General features: G+C 71.6%; 14 protein-coding genes. 1 reads left to right on the top strand and 13 read right to left on the bottom strand.

Annotated elements, in window-relative coordinates; genetic code table 11:
• Positions 1 to 67: 67 nt before the first annotated feature.
• Genes cobC through cobM form a run of 6 tightly spaced genes read right to left on the bottom strand, consistent with a single transcriptional unit; the run spans position 68 to position 6,511 of the window.
• Positions 68 to 1,159: an Rv2231c family pyridoxal phosphate-dependent protein CobC gene (cobC, locus tag OO70_RS44265; RefSeq protein ID WP_043685220.1), complete on the bottom strand. Its 1,092-nt coding sequence runs from the start codon at positions 1,157 to 1,159 to the stop codon at positions 68 to 70.
• On the bottom strand, positions 1,149 to 2,084 hold the full coding sequence (locus tag OO70_RS44260; protein WP_043685217.1) for a sirohydrochlorin chelatase: 936 nt from the start codon (positions 2,082 to 2,084) through the stop codon (positions 1,149 to 1,151). The genes cobC and OO70_RS44260 overlap by 11 nt, the downstream gene beginning before the upstream one ends.
• A complete protein-coding gene (locus OO70_RS44255) occupies positions 2,081 to 2,746 on the bottom strand; it encodes a precorrin-8X methylmutase (RefSeq protein WP_063749782.1) in 666 nt (221 codons plus the stop codon). Before OO70_RS44255 ends, OO70_RS44260 begins: the two co-directional genes overlap by 4 nt.
• 5 nt (positions 2,747 to 2,751) lie before the next feature.
• Positions 2,752 to 4,446, bottom strand: a complete 1,695-nt coding sequence (gene cobJ / locus OO70_RS44250) for a precorrin-3B C(17)-methyltransferase (protein WP_043685214.1) — start codon at positions 4,444 to 4,446, stop codon at positions 2,752 to 2,754.
• Entirely contained in the window at positions 4,443 to 5,681 is a 1,239-nt protein-coding gene (locus OO70_RS44245; protein WP_043685211.1) for a bifunctional cobalt-precorrin-7 (C(5))-methyltransferase/cobalt-precorrin-6B (C(15))-methyltransferase, read from the bottom strand. Before OO70_RS44245 ends, cobJ begins: the two co-directional genes overlap by 4 nt.
• Entirely contained in the window at positions 5,678 to 6,511 is an 834-nt protein-coding gene (cobM, locus tag OO70_RS44240) for a precorrin-4 C(11)-methyltransferase (RefSeq protein ID WP_043685208.1), read from the bottom strand. Before cobM ends, OO70_RS44245 begins: the two co-directional genes overlap by 4 nt.
• Positions 6,512 to 6,621: 110 nt before the next feature.
• On the opposite strand from cobM, the gene OO70_RS44235 reads away from it, so the two are divergent.
• Positions 6,622 to 7,350: a ZIP family metal transporter gene (locus OO70_RS44235; RefSeq protein WP_043685205.1), complete on the top strand. Its 729-nt coding sequence runs from the start codon at positions 6,622 to 6,624 to the stop codon at positions 7,348 to 7,350.
• 20 nt (positions 7,351 to 7,370) lie between these two features.
• On the opposite strand, the gene cobI is transcribed toward OO70_RS44235, so the two are convergent.
• Genes cobI through OO70_RS44200 form a run of 7 tightly spaced genes read right to left on the bottom strand, consistent with a single transcriptional unit; the run spans position 7,371 to position 18,347 of the window.
• Complete coding sequence (gene cobI / locus OO70_RS44230) at positions 7,371 to 8,117, bottom strand: precorrin-2 C(20)-methyltransferase (protein ID WP_043685202.1); 747 nt, start codon at positions 8,115 to 8,117, stop codon at positions 7,371 to 7,373.
• A complete protein-coding gene (locus OO70_RS44225) occupies positions 8,102 to 9,646 on the bottom strand; it encodes a cobyrinate a,c-diamide synthase (RefSeq protein WP_043685199.1) in 1,545 nt (514 codons plus the stop codon). The genes cobI and OO70_RS44225 overlap by 16 nt, the downstream gene beginning before the upstream one ends.
• Entirely contained in the window at positions 9,646 to 10,245 is a 600-nt protein-coding gene (gene cobO / locus OO70_RS44220; protein WP_043685196.1) for a cob(I)yrinic acid a,c-diamide adenosyltransferase, read from the bottom strand. Before cobO ends, OO70_RS44225 begins: the two co-directional genes overlap by 1 nt.
• A complete protein-coding gene (locus OO70_RS44215; RefSeq protein WP_043685193.1) occupies positions 10,245 to 12,251 on the bottom strand; it encodes a putative cobaltochelatase in 2,007 nt (668 codons plus the stop codon). Before OO70_RS44215 ends, cobO begins: the two co-directional genes overlap by 1 nt.
• The gene (gene cobN, locus OO70_RS44210; RefSeq protein WP_043685190.1) at positions 12,248 to 15,901 is read right to left on the bottom strand and encodes a cobaltochelatase subunit CobN; all 3,654 of its coding nucleotides are present in this window, start codon (positions 15,899 to 15,901) and stop codon (positions 12,248 to 12,250) included. Before cobN ends, OO70_RS44215 begins: the two co-directional genes overlap by 4 nt.
• Positions 15,898 to 17,409, bottom strand: a complete 1,512-nt coding sequence (locus OO70_RS44205; RefSeq protein WP_043685188.1) for a cobyric acid synthase — start codon at positions 17,407 to 17,409, stop codon at positions 15,898 to 15,900. Before OO70_RS44205 ends, cobN begins: the two co-directional genes overlap by 4 nt.
• A complete protein-coding gene (locus OO70_RS44200) occupies positions 17,406 to 18,347 on the bottom strand; it encodes a cobalamin biosynthesis protein (protein WP_043685185.1) in 942 nt (313 codons plus the stop codon). Before OO70_RS44200 ends, OO70_RS44205 begins: the two co-directional genes overlap by 4 nt.
• Positions 18,348 to 18,354 lie beyond the last annotated feature (7 nt).

The raw sequence follows: 18,354 nt of genomic DNA, 5'->3' as shown, positions 1-18,354 counted from the left end.
GGTTTGGACGGTGACCTCTCAGCCCACCGAGCCGGGCGGGCGGGTGGGCAAGAGGGCGGAGCCAACCTCACCGCCCCGCCAACGTCACCGCCTGATCCAACGCCTGCAGAAACCGGTTCACCGTAGCCCGGTCCCGCACAGCCAACCGCAGCCACTCCCCACCCAACCCCGGAAACGTGTCCCCCCGGCGAACGGCGAAGCCCAGATCGCGCAGATGACGCCGGACGGCAACCGCGTTAGGGACACGGACGAGAACGAAGGGCCCCTCGGCGGGTTCCATGACACGGAGCCCGTCGGGGGCGAACTCGGTGAGCCCGGCGACGAGATGGGCACGGTCGGCGGCAACACGGTGCGCGGCATGTGCGGCCTCGGCGAGGGCATGCGGCTCGACACACGCCTCCGCCGCGGCGAGCGCGGGCGTGGACACCGGCCACAACGGCTGGGCCCGCTCCAGTTCCGAGATCGTCTCGGGGGCGGCAAGGACGTAGCCGATCCGCAGTCCCGCCAGACCCCATGTCTTGGTGAGGCTGCGCAGCACCACCAGTCCGGGGACATCGGTCCGTTCCGCGAGGGCCTCGCGCTCACCCGGCACCGCATCCATGAACGCCTCGTCGACCACCAACGTCCGCCCAGGCCGGGCGAGTTGAGTGATCGCGGCAGCCGGGTGCAGGACGGACGTGGGGTTCGTCGGATTGCCGATCACCACCAGATCCGCGTCCTCGGGCACCGCCCCCGGATCCAGCCGGAAACCGTCCGCCTCCCGCAACAGCACCCGGTCCACCGAGTGCCCCGCGTCCCGCAACGCCGCCTCCGGCTCCGTGAACTGCGGGTGCACGACGACCGGTTGACGGACCTTCAGGGCGCGGGCGAGCAGCACGAAGGCCTCGGCGGCACCCGCCGTCAGCAGGACCCGTCCCACCGGCAGCCCGTGCCGCGCCGCGACCGCCGCCCGCGCGGCCCGCCCGTCCGGGTAGGCGGCGAGACCGGCCAGCGAACCGGCTATCCGCTCACGCAGCCACGCCGGGGGAGTGTCCGCGCGGACGTTCACCGCGAGGTCGATCAACTGGGCGCCGTCGTCCCGGACTTCGACGTCACCGTGATGGCGCAGATCGTGGGCTCTGTCCGTGGGGCCGTGGTCGTGGGCTCTGTCAGTGTGCATGGGCGTGCCCGCCGTGATGGTGATGCCCGTGGTGGTGACCGTCGTGGTGGCCGTCGTCGTCCGGGTGGAAGTGCGGCTGCTGCGGCTGCCCCACCTTGTCCTCGAAGCCGGGCAGCGCGATGCGGTACACGCACGAGTCGCAGTTCATCCGCAGATCACCCTTGACCGCCTCCCGGTACCGCTCCATCACCAGGTCCAGCAACTCAGGCTCCGGGCCTATGACGTCGGCCGACCGCACCTCGATCTCCGGGTGCGCCGCCGCCCAGCCCTCCGTCTGGTGCCGTACCCGCTCCGGCAGGATGCCGGTGAACAGGAAGTACGGCAGGACGACGATCCGCCGGGCGCCCAGCTTCACGCACCGGTCCAGGCCGCTCGGTACGTCCGGCGCCGCCAGTGACACGAACGCCGGTTCCACGCCCGCGTATCCGCGCCCCTCCCACAGCAGCCGCGCCGCCTTGTGCACCTCGGCGTTGGCGTCCGGGTCGGTCGACCCGCGCCCCACGAGCAGCACGGTCACGTCGGCCCGGTCGGCGGGCGTGCGCACCGACTCGCCGAGCGCCTCGTCGAGCCGCCGCTCCAACACCTTCAGCAGCGACGGGTGCGGGCCCAGGGGACGCCCGTACGTGTACGAGATCCCCTCGTGCCGCTCCTTCTCCCGGGCCAGCGCCGCCGGGATGTCCCCCTTGGCGTGCCCGGCGGACACCAGCATCAGCGGTACGGCGGCGAACCGGCGCACCCCGCGCTCCACCAGCTCGGTCACCGCGTCGCCCAGCGGCGGCGGCGACAGCTCGATGAACCCGCCCGCGACGGGCAGTTCGGGATGACGGCGGCCCAACTCCCTTACGAAGTCCCGGAACGCCTCGGCTCCGGCCTCGTCCCGGGTGCCGTGTCCGGCGATGAGCAGGGCGGGCGGCGGGGTGGTCACGATTTCTCCTCGGACGGTGATGCGGACAGTGCTTCGGATGATGAAGGCGATGAAGAAGACGAAGAAGACGAAGACGACGCAGACGAAGACGACGAAATGGGGTGATACAGCAGGGCGTTGAGCGCAGCCGCGGCCACCGCCGAGCCGCCCTTCTCGGACACGTTGCTCACCGCGGGCAGCCCGCTCTCGCGCAACGCGGCCTTGGACTCGACCGCGCCGACGAAACCGACGGGCAGTCCGATGACAAGTGCGGGGGAGGCGTCCAGGGTCAGCAACTCCTCCAGTGCGGTGGGCGCGTTGCCGATCACCCACAGGGCGCCGGGCCCGACCTCCTCGTAGGCGAGCCGGATCGCGTGCGCCGAACGCGTCAGCCCGGGACCCGACTTGGCGTCCTTCAACCGGCACACGGTCCGGAGCTGAGTGATCCCGGCCGCGACCATCGCCACGTCCACGACCACCGGCGCCCCCGCGTGCAGCGCGCTGTGCGCCTTCGCCAACTCGCCCTCGTCCAGGACGAGATCGGTCGCGTATTCCAGATCGGCCGCCGCGTGCACGACCCGCTCGACGACCGCACGGCTCAGCGGCGGGAGGTGCGCGGTGTCCAGGCGGGCACGCATCCGCCGGTACGACTCCACCTCGATCGGATGAACCACCCGGTCCACGGGGATCATTCGGCCACCTCCTGCCAGCGGTACCCGCGCGGCGTCACCATGCGCCCCGCGATGTCCCGGGTCGCCGTGTTGCCCACGGTCACCACCGTCATCATGTCGACCGTCGCCGGGTCGAGCGCGGCCAGTGTCGTCAGTCGGCTGGATTCGTCCGGCCGCGAGGCGTTCCGTACGACACCGACCGGCGTCGTCGACTCCCGGTGCTCGGCGAGGATCGCGAGCGCCTTGGGGAGCTGCCAATCACGGCCCCGGCTGCGCGGGTTGTAGAACGTCACGACGATGTCCGCCTCGGCGGCGGCCCGCACCCGGCGCTCGATGACCTCCCACGGAGTGTGCAGGTCGGAGAGACTGATCGACACATGGTCGTGGCCGAGGGGCGCCCCGAGAATCGCGGCGGCGGCCAACGCGGCGGTCACGCCCGGCACTCCGACCACGTCGATGTCGTCCGACGCCTCCGCGAGCGCGGGCGAGGCCATCGCGTACACCCCGGCGTCACCGCTGCCGATCAGCGCGACGGCCTGCCCCTTGCGTGCCTCGGTGACGGCGGTACGGGCCCGTTCCTCCTCGGCGCCGAGTCCCGACTCCAGGATCAGTGTCCCGGGCCGCAGCAGATCGCGGATCTGGTCGACGTACTGGTCGAGCCCCACCAGCACGGCGGCGCGCCGGAGTTCGGCCTTGGCACGCGGGGTGAGCAGATCCCGGGCGCCGGGCCCGAGCCCGACCACCGCGAGCCGCCCGCGCGCGACCCGCCGTACGACAGCACAGGTCGCCATCGCCGGCTGCCCGTCGGCGCGCTCCGACTTCCGCTTGGGGACGAGGAGTTCACCGCCGCCCACGAGTGCGGCGGCCTCCGCTACGGACGGTGTGCCCACGGCCGCGAGCGGTGCCTCTGACGGATTGGGTACCTCTACGGCGGCCAACTCCTCGGCGGAGTAGGTCACCAGGGGCACGCCCAGGCGCTGAGCCGCCTCGACGATGCCGGGCTCGTCCGACTTGGCGTCGACGGTGGCGAGTTCGGCGAGGGACGCGAGGGACAGCCCCGCGTCACGCACCGCGCCCTCGACCAGCCCGAGCACCTCGTCCACCGGCGCTCCCTTGGACGCACCGACCCCGATGACGAGGGACGGCGGCCGGAGCACGACCTCCCGCTCCGCGGGCTCAACGGCTCGGTCGGTGACGCGGATGACGTACGCACCGCCCGTCCCCGACACCCGCAGCGGTGGCAACGGCCACGCCAACTCGGCGTCCAGGGCGACCGGTTCGCCGTCGAGCAGGGCCCGCGAGACGCCGGCGACATCCCCTTCCACGGGGAACTCGAGCGTGTCGAGACCGGGCACACCGACCGCGTCCGTGGCCGTGGTCACCACCGGCTGCGCGGCGAGCAACTCGCCCACCTCCACGGCGAGTTCATTGGCCCCGCCGCCGTGTCCGCCGACCAGCGACACGGCGAACCGTCCGCCCTCGTCGACGCACACGACCCCCGGGTCGGTCCGCTTGTCGCCCAACAGCGGGGCGATCAGGCGTACTACGGCTCCCGTGGCCAGAAAACAGACGAGCTGCTCGCACTCCGCGAACGCGGCCCGGACGGCGTCCCCGACGGGACCCTCGTACACGCGCGTACGGTCCGGCCACGCGGCGGCCAGCCGGTCCCGCGCCGTCGCTCCCGCCGCGGTGGCGGAGATGAGGCCGATCACTGAGCAACTCCTTCAACAGGTGCCGGAGGCCGGACGCCCCACAGCAGAAAAACGGGATTGGTCGCCGCCAGCCGGGTCACGTCCCCCGGCAGCGGCGCGAGCCGGGACGACTGCAACAGCACCCCGTCGACCGCGAGCCCGGCACCGCCGAGCGCCTCGCGCACCGCCGGTACCCGGTCGAGCGCGGCCATCGCGACGACCACGGTCCGCCGGGCCCGCCGGGCGCACGCGGTGACGATGGCGGGCAGTTCGCGCCCGCCCCCGCCGATGAACACGGCGTCGGGGTCGTCGAGGTCGGACAGCACGGTCGGCGCCGCCCCGTGCACGGTGTGCACATCGACCCCGTGCGCCTCGGCGTTGGCGCGGATCCGCTCGACACCGTCCCGGGTCTTCTCGACGGCGGTGACGGCGGCGCCGAGCCGCGCACACTCGACGGCCACGGACCCGGAGCCCGAGCCGACGTCCCAGATCAGTTCGCCGAGCCGCGGACCGAGCCGGGCCAGCGCCAGCGCCCGTACCTCGAATTTGGTGATCATCGAGTCCCGGTGCGCGAACTCCCGTTCGTCCAGCGCCCATTGGGTGGGCCCGACGGCAGCACCGGCGACCGTCCGCACGGCACCGAGCACCCGCGACTCGTCCAGACACAGCACCACGCTCACCGCCGTACCCCAGTCCCGGGCGGCGGCCTCGGTGGGCGTGACCCGTTCCACCCGTTCCGCCCCGGAGCCCAGCGCGGACGCGACGATGAGGACGCGCCCGCCGGCCCGGTGGGTGAGCGCGGCGCCCAGTTCGGCGGGTCCGGCCCCCGGCCCGGTCAGCACGGCGACCTTCGGATGCGCGCGGCACACGTTGACCGCCGTACGCAGATCGCGTCCGTGCGCGCTGACGACGACCGCGTCGTCCCAGGTCAGCCCGAGTCGCGCGAAGGCGTTGGCGACGGAGGAGACACCGGGGCGTACGTCGAGGGCGTCGCTGCCGAACCGTTCCGCCAGCGCCCGTACGATCCCGAAGAACCCGGGGTCCCCGGAGGCCAGCACGACGACCGGCTCGCCCTTCCCGACGTAGGCCTCGATGGTGTCGAGCGCGGGCGCGAGCGGACCGAGGACGATCTGCTCCGCGTCCTCCGGGACCGCGACGGCGGCGAGATGCCGCTGTCCGCCGACGACGAGCCGGGCACCGGCGAGCACGTCGTCCACGACGCGAACCCCCGTCCCCGTCCCCACGACCGTGATCACGTGCTCGCACCCCGCGAGCGCAGAGCCCTGCGGGCCTCCGGGTCGGCCTTGCGGTAACCGTGGAAGTGGCCCGGGTGATAGAGGTGCGAGCGGGTGCCGTGGGCGTCGAGGGCCGGGCCGACCAGGAAGAGGGTGTGCTTCCAGAGCTTGTGCTCCTTGACCGTCTCCTCCAGCGTGGCGATCGTGCACTTCACGATCAGTTCCTCGGGCCAGGTCGCCTGGTAGGCGACGACGACGGGCGTCTCTGTCGGATAGCCGCCCTCCAGCAGCTCCCGTACCAACTGCCCGCTGCGCGCGGCCGACAGGAAGATCGCCATGGTCGTACCGTGGCGCGCGAACTCCCGCACCTCCTCCCCGGGAGGCATCGGCGTCTTGCCGCCGCCGAGCCGGGTGAGGACGACGGACTGCGCGACCTCGGGGATCGTCAGCTCGCGCTGCGCGAGGGCGGCCACGGCGGAGAACGCGGAAACCCCGGGGACGATCTCGGTCGTGATGCCGATCGCGGCGCACCGGTCGACCTGCTCCTGCGTACCGCCCCACAGGGCGGGATCACCGGAGTGGATACGGGCGACGCGCAGCCCATCGCCGCGGGCCCGCTCGTACACGGCGACGACGTCCTCCAGGGACATCGTCGCCGAGTCCAGGATCTCGGCGCCCTCGCGCGCGTGGTCGAGGACTTCAGCCTGCACCAGGCTGGCCGCCCAGATCACGACGTCGGCCTCGGCGATGGCGCGCGCGGCACGGAACGTCAGCAGATCGGCGGCGCCGGGGCCGGCACCGACGAAGGTCACCTTGCCGGTGGGGGCGGCAGCGGTATCGGCAGCGGCCATGGGGTCGGATCCTCTCAAGCGGGACAAACAGAACGGGAACGTCAGTACACGTGGGGGTGGAGTGGTCCAGGATGTGCGCGAACAGGGGTTGATCGGATAGCAAGGGGACTATGGCGGTCTTCGTCGCGCTCGGCGCGTTCCTGATGACGCTGGCCGGCGGTTGGACGGCACAGCGGGTGACCGACCGCCGTCACCTCGTCCTGGGCCTGGCCGGCGGCCTGATGCTGGGCGTGGTCGGCCTCGACCTGCTGCCGGAGGCGCTGCGCGCGGCGGGCCGCGAGGTCTTCGGCGTACCGGCCGCCCTGCTGCTCTTCGTGGCCGGCTTCCTCGTGGCCCATCTGGTCGAACGCCTGCTCGCCGCCCGCCAGGCCTCGCACGGCGCGGAGGAGAACAACGGCCGGGCGCCCGAGGTGGGCCTCACGGCGGCGGCCGCGATGGTCGGCCACAGCTTCATGGACGGTGTCGCGATCGGCGCCGCCTTCCAGGTCGGCGGCGGCATGGGCACGGCGGTGGCGCTCGCGGTCATCGCCCACGACTTCGCGGACGGCTTCAACACGTACACGATCACGAGCCTGTACGGCAACGCACGCCGCAAGGCCATCGCGATGCTGGTCGCGGACGCGGCGGCCCCGGTGGCCGGCGCCGCCTCGACGGCGTTCCTGACCATCCCGGCCCCGCTGCTCGGCGGCTATCTCGGCTTCTTCGGCGGCGTACTCCTCTACCTCGCCGCCGCCGAGATCCTCCCCGAGGCCCACCACGAACACCCCGCACCCGCGACGCTGCTGTGCACGGTCGCGGGAGCGGCGTTCATCTGGCTGGTGGTAGGCCTCGCGGCCTGATCTCCGCCATTTTCGACCGGTCACAGTTTCCCGCCCCGCCCGCCCTCGCGCCGCGCGGGTGCGATGAGCGTCGACAGATAGGGCAACGGCTCCCCGTCCAGCTCGGCGGCCGGCCGGATCGACTCCTCCGGCAGCCCGAGCGCCGACCCCCACACCGCGTCCTCGATCCGCCCGGTCTCCCGCAACGCCTCGGCGACCTCTCCCGCCTGCCGCCCGAACTTGTACGCCACGACCGTCCCCGGCCCGGCCAACGCGTCCTTGAGCACGGCGGCCCCGGCGGTCACCGGCACGAGCGTCAACGGCTCGGTCCCTTCCGTGAGTACGGCCCCGGAGCGCGCGGCGAGATCCTGCATGGCGGTGATACCAGGCACGGTCTCCACAACGACCCCCGGCACCAACTCCCCGATGGTCAGGGCGAGATAGGTGAAGGTGGAGTAGACGTTGGGGTCCCCGATGGTGGCGAACGCGACGACGGGATGCGCGGCGAGCAGCTCGGCGACCTTCGCCCCCGCGGCATCCCAGGCGGCTTCACGCCGGGCCCGATCGGTTCGCTCGTTGAGCGCGAAGACGACCCGGAGGATCTTCTCCGCGGGCACGTAGTGCAGAACGGTCGCTTCGGCGCGCCCCCGCTCACCCGTGTCCATCACAGGTACCACCACGACATCGGCGGCCCGCAGAGCATTGACGCCCTTGACGGTCACCAGCTCCGGATCGCCGGGACCCACCCCGACTCCGATCAACCTGCTGCTGCTCATGACGTCCGGCACCTCTCCACGAACCGACGGGCCACACCGGGCTCGGCCGCCCAGTGCGTGTGCAGATAACTCGCGTGCACACCCTGTTGTACGAAACCTTCGACCCGCCGGTCAGGGGCGCGAACCCCCCAGGCGGGAGCCGCCCCCGAGCCGGGCTCGACGACGGTCCGGTGAAACTCGTGCCCACGCATCCGCGTCCCGGCCACGGCCAGCACACTGTCGCTCAGCGCGACGGCATCCCGATAGCCCAACGTCAGCCGCTCACTCATCCGCGCGGTGGCATCCAGCACCCCGCACATCGGCAGCCCGTCCAACTCCCGGCACAGATACAGCAGTCCGGCACATTCGGCGGCGACGGGAGCGCCACTCTCTGCGAGGGCTCCGACGGCCTTGCGGAGCGGCTCGTTGGCGGACAACTCGGAGGCATACACCTCGGGAAACCCGCCCCCTATTACCAACCCGCATGTCCCGTCCGGGAGTTGCTCGTCCCGGAGGGGGTCGAACACGACGACTTCGGCACCGGCGGCGGTGAGGAGTTCGGTGTGTTCGGCGTAGGAGAAGGTGAAGGCGGGACCACCGGCGACGGCAACGGTCACTTTTGAGTCGGGGTGGGCGTAGCCAGCCCGTCCGTTCGCTTCCGGGCGCAGGCCAGCAAAATCAGCCCGTCCGGTCACTTGTGAGCGCAGGCCACCATTTTCAGCCCGTCCGGAGTTTGAGGACGAGGCCCCTTCAGGGCCGAAGCGGGGGTCTGGGGGCGCAGCCCCCAGGGATGGGACGGGTAGGGGCGGCGGGGGCGAAAAAGCAGCCAGGACCTCACCCGCATCCCAAGCCGCACACGACAACGCACCAGCACTCCGCGCCAGCGCAAGCAACGCCTCCAGATCACACCCGGCGTCCACCTGCGCCCCCATCGCCGCAACAGCCTCCACCGCGGCCGACTGCCGTTCCGCAACCGGCACCAACCCCAGATGCCGAGAAGGCGTATCCACCTGAGGAGCCCGCCGCAACACACCCAGCACAGGCACCCCGGCCGACTCCAACGCCTCCCGCAACAACGCCTCATGCCGATCGGACGCGACCTTGTTGAGAATCACCCCCCCGACCCGAACCTCCGGATCCCAGGAAGCAAAGCCATGCACCAACGCGGCAACGGACCGAGACTGCGAGGACGCGTCGACGACAAGCACCACCGGCGCCCGCAGCAACTTCGCCACATGCGCGGTGGACGCCAACTCCCCTTCCCCCGCAGCCCCGTCGTACATCCCCATCACACCCTCGACGACGGCGAGATCGCACCCGCGCGCCCCGTGCGCGAACAGCGGGCCGACCAACTCCGGACCGCACAGATACGCGTCGAGGTTCCGCCCCACCCGCCCGGTGGCGAGCGCGTGATACCCGGGGTCGATGTAGTCCGGCCCGACCTTGTGCGGGGACACGGCGAGCCCCCGCGCGGCGAACGCGGCCATCAGCCCCGTGGCGACGGTGGTCTTGCCGCTGCCCGAAGAGGGCGCGGCAATGACCAGCCGAGGCACAGAAGACATCACCACTCGATACCCCGCTGGCCCTTCTGACCGGCGTCCATAGGGTGCTTGACCTTGGACATGTCGGTCACGAGGTCGGCGAAGTCGACGAGCTTCTCGGGCGCGTTCCGCCCGGTGATCACGACATGCTGCGTCCCCGGCCGCTCCCGCAGCACAGAGACCACCTCATCGACATCGACCCACCCCCAGTGCATCGGGTAGGCGAACTCGTCGAGCACGTACAGCTGATACGTCTCGGCAGCAAGATCCCGCTTGACCTGCTCCCACCCTTCCCGCGCCTTCTCCTCGTTGTCCATCTGGGAGTCGCGCTGAACCCACGACCACCCCTCGCCCATCTTGTGCCAGTCGACGGACCCGCCCTCACCGGAAGCACCCAGCACCCGAAGGGCGTTCTCCTCCCCGACCTTCCACTTCGCCGACTTGACGAACTGGAACACCCCGATCGGCCACCCCTGATTCCAGGCACGCAACGCGAGCCCGAAAGCAGCGGTCGACTTGCCTTTCCCAACTCCCGTATGCACAACGACAAGTGGCCGATTACGACGCTGACGGGTCGTCAGACCGTCATCCGGCACGACACTCGGCTGCCCCTGCGGCATTAAGCGGCCCTCCTCTGTACGTCCTTGACCAGCCCGGCGATCGAGTCGGCCCGCAACTCGTCCAGCGTCACCGCCGTACCCTCCAGCTCACCGGCCAACTGCCCGGCCAGCCCCAGCCGTACGGGCCCCGACTCGCAGTCCACGACCACGGAAGCGACCCCGTCGGCGGCGAACAACCGCGCCGCCCGCCCGGCAAGCGCGACCGGCTCGGGACCACCGGTGGCCCGCCCATCGGTCACCACGACAACCAATGCCCGCCGGGCCGGATCCCGCAACCGCTCCACCCGCAGCACGTCATGCGCCTTGAGCAGCCCGGCGGCAAGCGGCGTCCGCCCACCCGTCGGCAACGACTCCAGCCGTACGGCGGCGGCGTCCACGGACGAGGTGGGAGGCAGGGCGACATCAGCACTCGCCCCCCGGAAAGTCACCAACCCCACCTTGTCCCGCCGCTGATAGGCATCCAGCAGCAACGACAGCACAGCCCCCTTCACCGCACTCATCCGCTGCCGCGCCGCCATCGACCCCGACGCGTCCACGACGAACAGCACGAGGTTGCCCTCACGCCCCTCCCGCGTCGCCTGCCGCAGATCGTCCCGGCGCACGACCAGCCCACGCCCGGAACGCCCCCGCGCCAGTTGATGCGGCGCCGCAGCCTGCACGGTCGCCGCCAAGTGCAGCTTGGTGAGCGCCCCTTGGGGCCGCCGGGACCCGGTGGTCCGCCCGTGCTCGGTCCGCGCCCGCGAACGCCGCCCGGCCGCACCTTCGCCGATCCCCGGGACACTCAACGCCTTGGCACGGAAGGGCTCGGAGGCCCGTACGGGCTGCTGCTCCCCGGCACCCTGCGGCTGACCGCCCTCGCCGGCTTCGGGTTGGGCGGCCGCGTCACCGCCCTCGGGGCCGTCCGAGTCGTCGGGTGATTGCCCGCCGCCACCACCCGGGCCGTCGGGACCGTCCGGCCCCGGATCGTCGTCCTCGGGCTCCTGCGTCTGCTCCTGCTCCGCGAACTCCTCCAACGTCTCGTCGAGCTTGTTCTCGTCAAGTCCCGGCGCGTCAAAGGGATTTCGCCGCCGCCGGTGCGGCAACGCGAGCAGCGCGGCCTGCCGTACGTCCTCGGCGAGCACATCGGTCCGCCCGGCCCACGCGGCCAACGCGGTCGCCGTACGGGCCATCACGATGTCGGCCCGCATGCCGTCCACCTCGAAGGCCGCACAGGTCGCCGCGATCTGCCGCAACGCCCCGTCGCCCAGCCGCACGGACGGCAACAGCGCACGCGCGGCGATGATCCGGGCCCGTACGGAGGACTCCTCGTCCGCCCAGCGCTCGGTGAAACCGGCCGGATCGTCGTCGTAGGCGAGCCTGCGCCGCACGACCTCCACCCGCTGATCGGGCTCCCGCGAGGCCGCGACCTCGACGGTCAGGCCGAACCGGTCGAGCAACTGCGGTCGCAGTTCGCCCTCTTCGGGGTTCATGGTGCCGACAAGCAGGAAGCGGGCGGCGTGCCTGACGGAGACGCCTTCGCGTTCGACGTACGACGCGCCCATCGCCGCCGCGTCCAGCAGCAGGTCGACCAGGTGGTCGTGGAGGAGGTTGACCTCGTCGACGTACAGGATGCCCCGGTGCGCGTCGGCCAGCAGCCCCGGCTCGAAGGCCTTGACGCCCTCTGCGAGCGCCCGCTCGATGTCGAGGGCGCCGACGAGCCGGTCCTCGGAGGCGCCGACCGGCAACTCGACCATGCGCGCGGGGCGTTGGACCCCGGGCCCGGTCTCGTGCGGCCCGTCCGGGCAGGCCGGGTCGGGTGCGGCCGGGTCGCAGGAGAAGCGGCAGCCGGGGACGACGGAGACCTCGGGCAGCAGCGCCGAAAGGGCGCGTACGGCCGTCGACTTGGCGGTGCCCTTCTCGCCGCGTACCAGCACACCGCCGACCGCCGGCGACACGGCGTTCAGCAGCAGCGCGAGCCGCAGGTCGTCCTGGCCGACAACGGCCGTGAACGGAAAGGGAGTTGTCACTGGTCGTCGCCCTCCAGGTCGCCTTCGAGCTCCAGGTAGGTGGCCCGCAGTCGTTCCAGCGTGTCCGCGTCCGGCTCGGCCCACAGACCGCGCTCGGCGGCTTCGAGGAGCCGTTCCGTGATGCCGCGCAGCGCCCATGGGTTGGACTTCTTCATGAAGTCCCGGTTCTCCGGGTCGAAGACGTACTCCGCGCTGAGCTTCTCGTACATCCAGTCGTCGACTACGCCGGCCGTCGCGTCGTAGCCGAAGAGGTAGTCGACGGTCGCTGCCATCTCGAAGGCGCCCTTGTAGCCGTGCCGCCGCATCGCCGCCATCCAGCGGGGGTTGACGACACGCGCCCGGAAGACCCGGTGCGTCTCCTCGCCCAGCGTGCGCGTCTTCACCTGGTCCGGGGTCGCGGAGTCACCCACGTACGCCTCGGGGGAGGCACCCGTCAGGTGGCGGACCATGGCGACCATGCCGCCGTGGTACTGGAAGTAGTCGTCCGCGTCGACGAGATCGTGTTCGCGGGTGTCAACGTTCTTGGCGGCTACGGCAATTCGCTTGAACGCCGTCTCCATGTCCCCGCGCGCCGCCCGCCCGTCGAGCCCGCGCCCGTAGGCGTACCCGCCCCACACCGCGTACACCTCGGCGAGGTCGGCGTCGCTGCGCCAGTTGCGCGCGTCGATCAGCGGCAGCAGACCCGCGCCGTACGCCCCCGGCTTGGAGCCGAAGATACGGGCCGTGGCCCGGCGCCGGTCGCCGTGCTCGGCGGTGTCCTCGTCGGCGTGCGCGCGGACGTAGTTGGACTCGGGGGGTTCCGGCAGGTCGGCCACGGCCCGTACCGCGTCGTCGATCAGCCCGACGACGTGCGGGAACGCGTCCCGGAAGAAGCCGGAGATCCGCACCGTGACATCGATGCGCGGCCGGCCCAACTCCGTGACGGGCACGACCTCGAAGCCGGTCACCCGGCGCGAGGCGTCGTCCCAGACCGGACGGCAGCCCAGCAACGCGAGGATCTCCGCGATGTCGTCGCCCTGGGTGCGCATCGCCGACGTACCCCAGACCGTGAGGCCGACGGACTTGGGGAACTCGCCGTTGTCCTGGACGTACCGCTGCACGAGCGAGTCGGCCAGCGACTGCCCGACCTCCCAACTCAGCCTGGACGGAATGGCCTTGGGGTCGACCGAGTAGAAGTTCCGGCCGGTCGGCAGGACGTTGACCAGGCCACGGGTCGGGGAGCCCGACGGACCCGCCGGGACGTAACCGCCGTCGAGCGCGAGCAGGATGTGGTCGATCTCATCGGTGGTGCGGGCCAGCCGCGGCACGACCTCGTCACACGCGAACGTCAACACCGCGACGGCGTCCGGGAGTTCGGCGCCGATGACGGCACGGACGAGCGCGGGGACGGCGGTGACCTCCCACTCCTGGGACTCCATGCCCTCCGCGAACCGGCGGCACAGCTGTTCCAGCAGATCGATCGCGTCGGCGGCGGAACGAGCCGGTCCCTCGACCAGTTCCGTCAGCTCCACCGGCACCTTCACGGGAGCGCCCGGCTCGGCCAGCAACTCCTTCTCGCTGAGCCCGAAGTGCTCGGCCAGCGCGGCCCGCAGACCCGGCAGCGCGTTCGCCTGCCCACCCCACACCTGCGAGGCGCGCAGCACGGCGAGCACGAGGTTCACGCGTGCTTCGCCGACCGGTCCGCCGCCGAGGATGTGCAGCCCGTCGCGGATCTGCACGTCCTTGATCTCGCACAGATAGCCGTCGATGTGCATCACGAACTCGTCGAACGCCGCGTCGTCCGGCTGGTCGTCCACATGCAGGTCGTGGTGCAGTTCGGCCGCCTTCACCAGCGTCCAGATCTGCGCGCGCACGGCCGGTGCCTTCGTCGGGTCCAGGTCGGACACCATGGCGTACTCGTCGAGGAGTTGCTCCAGCTTCGCCAGGTCCCCGTACGTGTCGGCACGCGCCATCGGCGGCACCAGGTGGTCGACGACCGTGGCGTGCCCGCGCCGCTTGGCCTGGGTGCCCTCGCCGGGGTCGTTCACGATGAACGGGTAGATCAGGGGGAGTTCACCGAGGACGGCGTCGGGCGCGCAGCCGCTGCCGAGCCCAAGTCCCTTGCCGGGCAGCCATTCCATGGTGCCGTGCTTGCCCATGTGGATGATCGCGTCGGCGCCGAAGCTGCTGTCCAGCCACCGGTACGCGGCCATGTAGTGGTGCGACGGCGGCATGTCGGGGTCGTGGTAGATCGCGATCGGGTTCTCGCCGAAGCCGCGCGGCGGCTGGATCATGACCACGACGTTCCCGAACTGCAGGGACGCGAGCACGATGTCGTCGCCGTCGACGTACAGGTTGCCGGGCGGCTCGCCCCACGCTTCCAACATGCCCTGCCTGAGGTCCGGTTCGAGCTTGTCGAACCACGCCCGGTAGTCGGCCAGCGGCACCCGCGCGGGCGCGGCGGCCAACTGCTCCTCCGTCAGCCACTCCACGTCGTGCCCACCGGCGTTGATGAGCCGGTGGATCAACTCGTCCCCGTTGTCCGGGTGTTCATCGACCCCGTACCCGGCGTCCCGCAACGCGTCCAGCACCCGGATCGCCGAGGCGGGCGTGTCGAGGCCGACCGCGTTGCCGACCCGTGAGTGCTTCGTCGGATAGGCGGTGAAGACGACCGCGAGCTTCTTCTCGGCGTTCGGCTTGTGCTTCAACTTCGCGTGCCGTACGGCGATTCCGGCGACCCGCGCGGCCCGCTCGGGGTCGGCGACGTACACCGGGACGTCGTCCGGACCCTGCTCCTTGAAGGAGAACGGGACCGTGATCAGCCGCCCGTCGAACTCGGGGATCGCGACCTGCATCGCCGCGTCCATGGGGGAGAGGGCGGCGTCGGACGCGTCCCAGGCCGCCCTGGACGACGTAAGGCAAAGTCCTTGCAGCACAGGCACGTTGAGGTCGGCGAGCGCCCCGATGTCCCACGCCTCCTCGTCACCGCCGGCCGAGGCCTGCGAGGCGTGCGTACCGCCGGACGCGAGGACGGTGGCGATCAGCGCATCGGACGTGCCGAGAATCTCGTACAGCCCGGAGTCGGCACCGCGCAGCGAACCGCAGTACACGGCAAGGGCGTTGGCGCCCTTCGCCTCGATCTGCTCGCACAAGGTGTCCACGAAGGCGGTGTTGCCGGAGAGATGATGCGCTCGGTAGAAGAGCACGCCGACCGTCGGCCGCCCCTCGACGAAGGCACGCTCGCCGTGGACGCCGAACTCGGCCATCTTCTGCGGCTCTTCGAAGCCCTCACCGGTGAGCAGCACGGTGTCGGAGAGGAAGCGGGCGAGTTCGGTGAGGTTGTCCGGCCCGCCCTCGACGAGGTACCTGAGCGCCTCGGCGACCACACCCGCCGGTACCGACGACTCGGCCATCAACTCGGCGTCCGGGACGCTCTCCCCGCCCAGCAGCACGGTCGGGATGCCTGAAGCCTTGAGTACGGCGAGCCCGTCCTCCCAGGCGCGCTTGCCGCCGAGCAGTCGTACGACGGCGATGTCCGAGTCCGCGATGAGGGTCGGCAGCTCCTCGCCGGCGTCCACGCGGGACGGGTTGCCGATCCGGTACCCGGCGCCGGAGGCCCGGGCCGCCAGCAGATCCGTGTCGGCGGTCGACAACAACAACACTGTGCTCATGCGGGCGCTCCCGGTGGAATGAAAGGCAGTCCTTGCGGCGCGCCGGACTCGATGAGCCGCCAAAGCGCGTCCGTGTCCGCGTGCTGTTCGATGAGGTCGCCGAGCCGGTCGAGCTGCTCCTCGCGCAGCGCGGCGAACGAAGTGTCGGCGGCCGGCACGAACCGGCGGCCCGCGGCGGCCGCCACCTCGCGCAGAAACGCCCGCCGGAACCCGTCCGACTCCAGCGATCCGTGCCAGTGGGTACCCCAGGTCTGACCGACCCGGCAGCCGTCCAAGAAGGCTTCGCCGCCGGTGAGTTGGGCGACCCCGTGATGGATCTCGTATCCCTCGACCGGCTCGCCGAGGGCTTCGCCGACAGGCCGGGTGAGGGTCTTCTCGCGCGCGAACCGCACGCGCAGCGGCAGGACTCCGAGCCCGTCGACCGCCCCCTGCCGGCTCTCGACCTCGTCCTCGATGTGCTCGCCGAGGATCTGAAAGCCACCGCAGATACCGAGAGTTGGCCGCTGCTCGGCGGCCCTGCGTACGAGGGCGTCGGCAAGTCCCCGCTCCCGCAGCCACTCCAGCGCCTTCACCGTCCCCCGGGTGCCGGGGATCACGACGAGATCGGCGTCGGCCAGTTCCTCGGGCCGGTCCACGAACCGCACCACGACGCCCGGTTCGGCGGCCAGCGCGTCCACGTCGGTGAAGTTGGACATGAGCGGGATCGCGCAGACGGCGACCCGCAGCACGTCCTCGCCGACCGGCGGCGCGGTGTTCGACTCGCGGACGGTCCCGCGCAGAGAGATGCGCAGCCCGTCCTCCTCGTCGATCCCGAGCCCGTGCTGGAACGGCAGCACGCCGTACGTCCGCCGCCCGGTGAGGCCGAGCAGCATCTCCAACCCCGGTTCCAGCAGCGACACATCGCCCCGGAACTTGTTGACGAGGAACCCGGCGACGAACGCCTGGTCCTCGGGGCTGAGCAGCGCGACGGTCCCGAAGAAGGAGGCGAAGACGCCCCCGCGGTCGATGTCCCCGACCACGAGCACGGGCAACTGGGCATTGCGCGCGATGCCCATGTTCACGATGTCGGTCCGCCGCAGATTGATCTCGGCGGGACTGCCGGCCCCCTCACAGATCACCGCGTCATACGTGCCCCGCAACTCGGCGAGACAGTCCAACACGGTCCCGAGCAGGGCTTCTTGCCGCCCACCGTGATAGCCACGGGCACTCATCTCGCCCACGGGCTTGCCCATGAGGACGACTTGGCTGGTCCGGTCGCTTCCCGGCTTGAGCAGCACGGGATTCATCAGCGCGGTCGGCTCGATGCGGCACGCCTGCGCCTGCATGGCCTGCGCCCGCCCGATCTCGGCACCCTCGCGCGTCACGAATGAATTCAGGGACATGTTCTGCGCCTTGAACGGCGCCACCTTCACGCCCTGCCGCACCAGCCACCGGCAGATCCCGGCGGTGACGACACTCTTCCCGGCGTCAGAGGTGGTGCCGGCCACCAACAGCCCGCCGCCGCTCATGAGTTGCGTCCCTTCACGAGGAGCCGCCCGGCGACACTGACCCCGAGCGCGAGCAGGCCGACGCGCCGGGACAGGCGTACGGCACGCGCGATGTCCGGTACGGCGACGGCGCGCCCGTCGCCGTTGAGCACGGGCCGGTGCTCGACCCGGCCGCCGTAGGAGAGCGTTCCGCCCAGTCGCACGCCGAGGGCTCCCGCGAAGGAGGCCTCCACGGGGCCGGCGTTGGGGCTCGGGTGCTTGCGGGCGTCGGTGCGCCAGGCGCTTACCGCTCCGCGTGGGTCGCCGCCCGCGACGGTCGCGAGGGCGGCGGTGAGGCGGGCGCCCGGCCAGCCGGCGACGTCGTCGAGGCGGGCCGAAGCCCAGCCGTAGCGGCGGTACTTGGCCGACTTGTGGCCGACCATGGCGTCGAGGGTGTTCACGGCGCGGAAGCCGAGCAGACCCGGGACGCCCGCGATGCCGCCCCACACCAGGGCGCCCACCACCGCGTCGGACGTGTTCTCGGCGACGGACTCGACGACGGCCCGGGCGATCCCGTCGGCGTCGAGGGATTGGGGGTCCCGCCCACAGAGGTGGGGGAGACGTGCCCGAGCAGCCTCGATGTCCCCTGCCTCCAGCGCACGCGCGATGACCCCGGCCTCGCGGGCGAGAGAGGTCCCGCCGACGACGGCCCAGGTGGCGGCGGCGGTGAGGGCGGCAGAGGCCGTACGGGAAGGTCGTAGGGCCGTAGTGGCCGCGGCGGCGAGGGCGACGGTGCCACCCACGCACACGGCGGTGTGCAGGGCGCCCCACCCGCGGTGGTCGCGCCACAGCACCTGTTCCACGGCACCGGCGGCGCGGCCGAACGCGGCGACCGGATGCCCGCGGCGGGGATCGCCGAGCAGGTGGTCGCCGAGAAGGCCGGCGGCGGCGCCGTACGCGAAGACGCGATCGGCACGCATCGGCTCA

Source organism: Streptomyces xylophagus (assembly GCF_000716435.1).
GTDB lineage: Bacteria > Actinomycetota > Actinomycetes > Streptomycetales > Streptomycetaceae > Streptomyces > Streptomyces xylophagus.
This window is presented reverse-complemented; position numbering and strand designations above follow the sequence as displayed.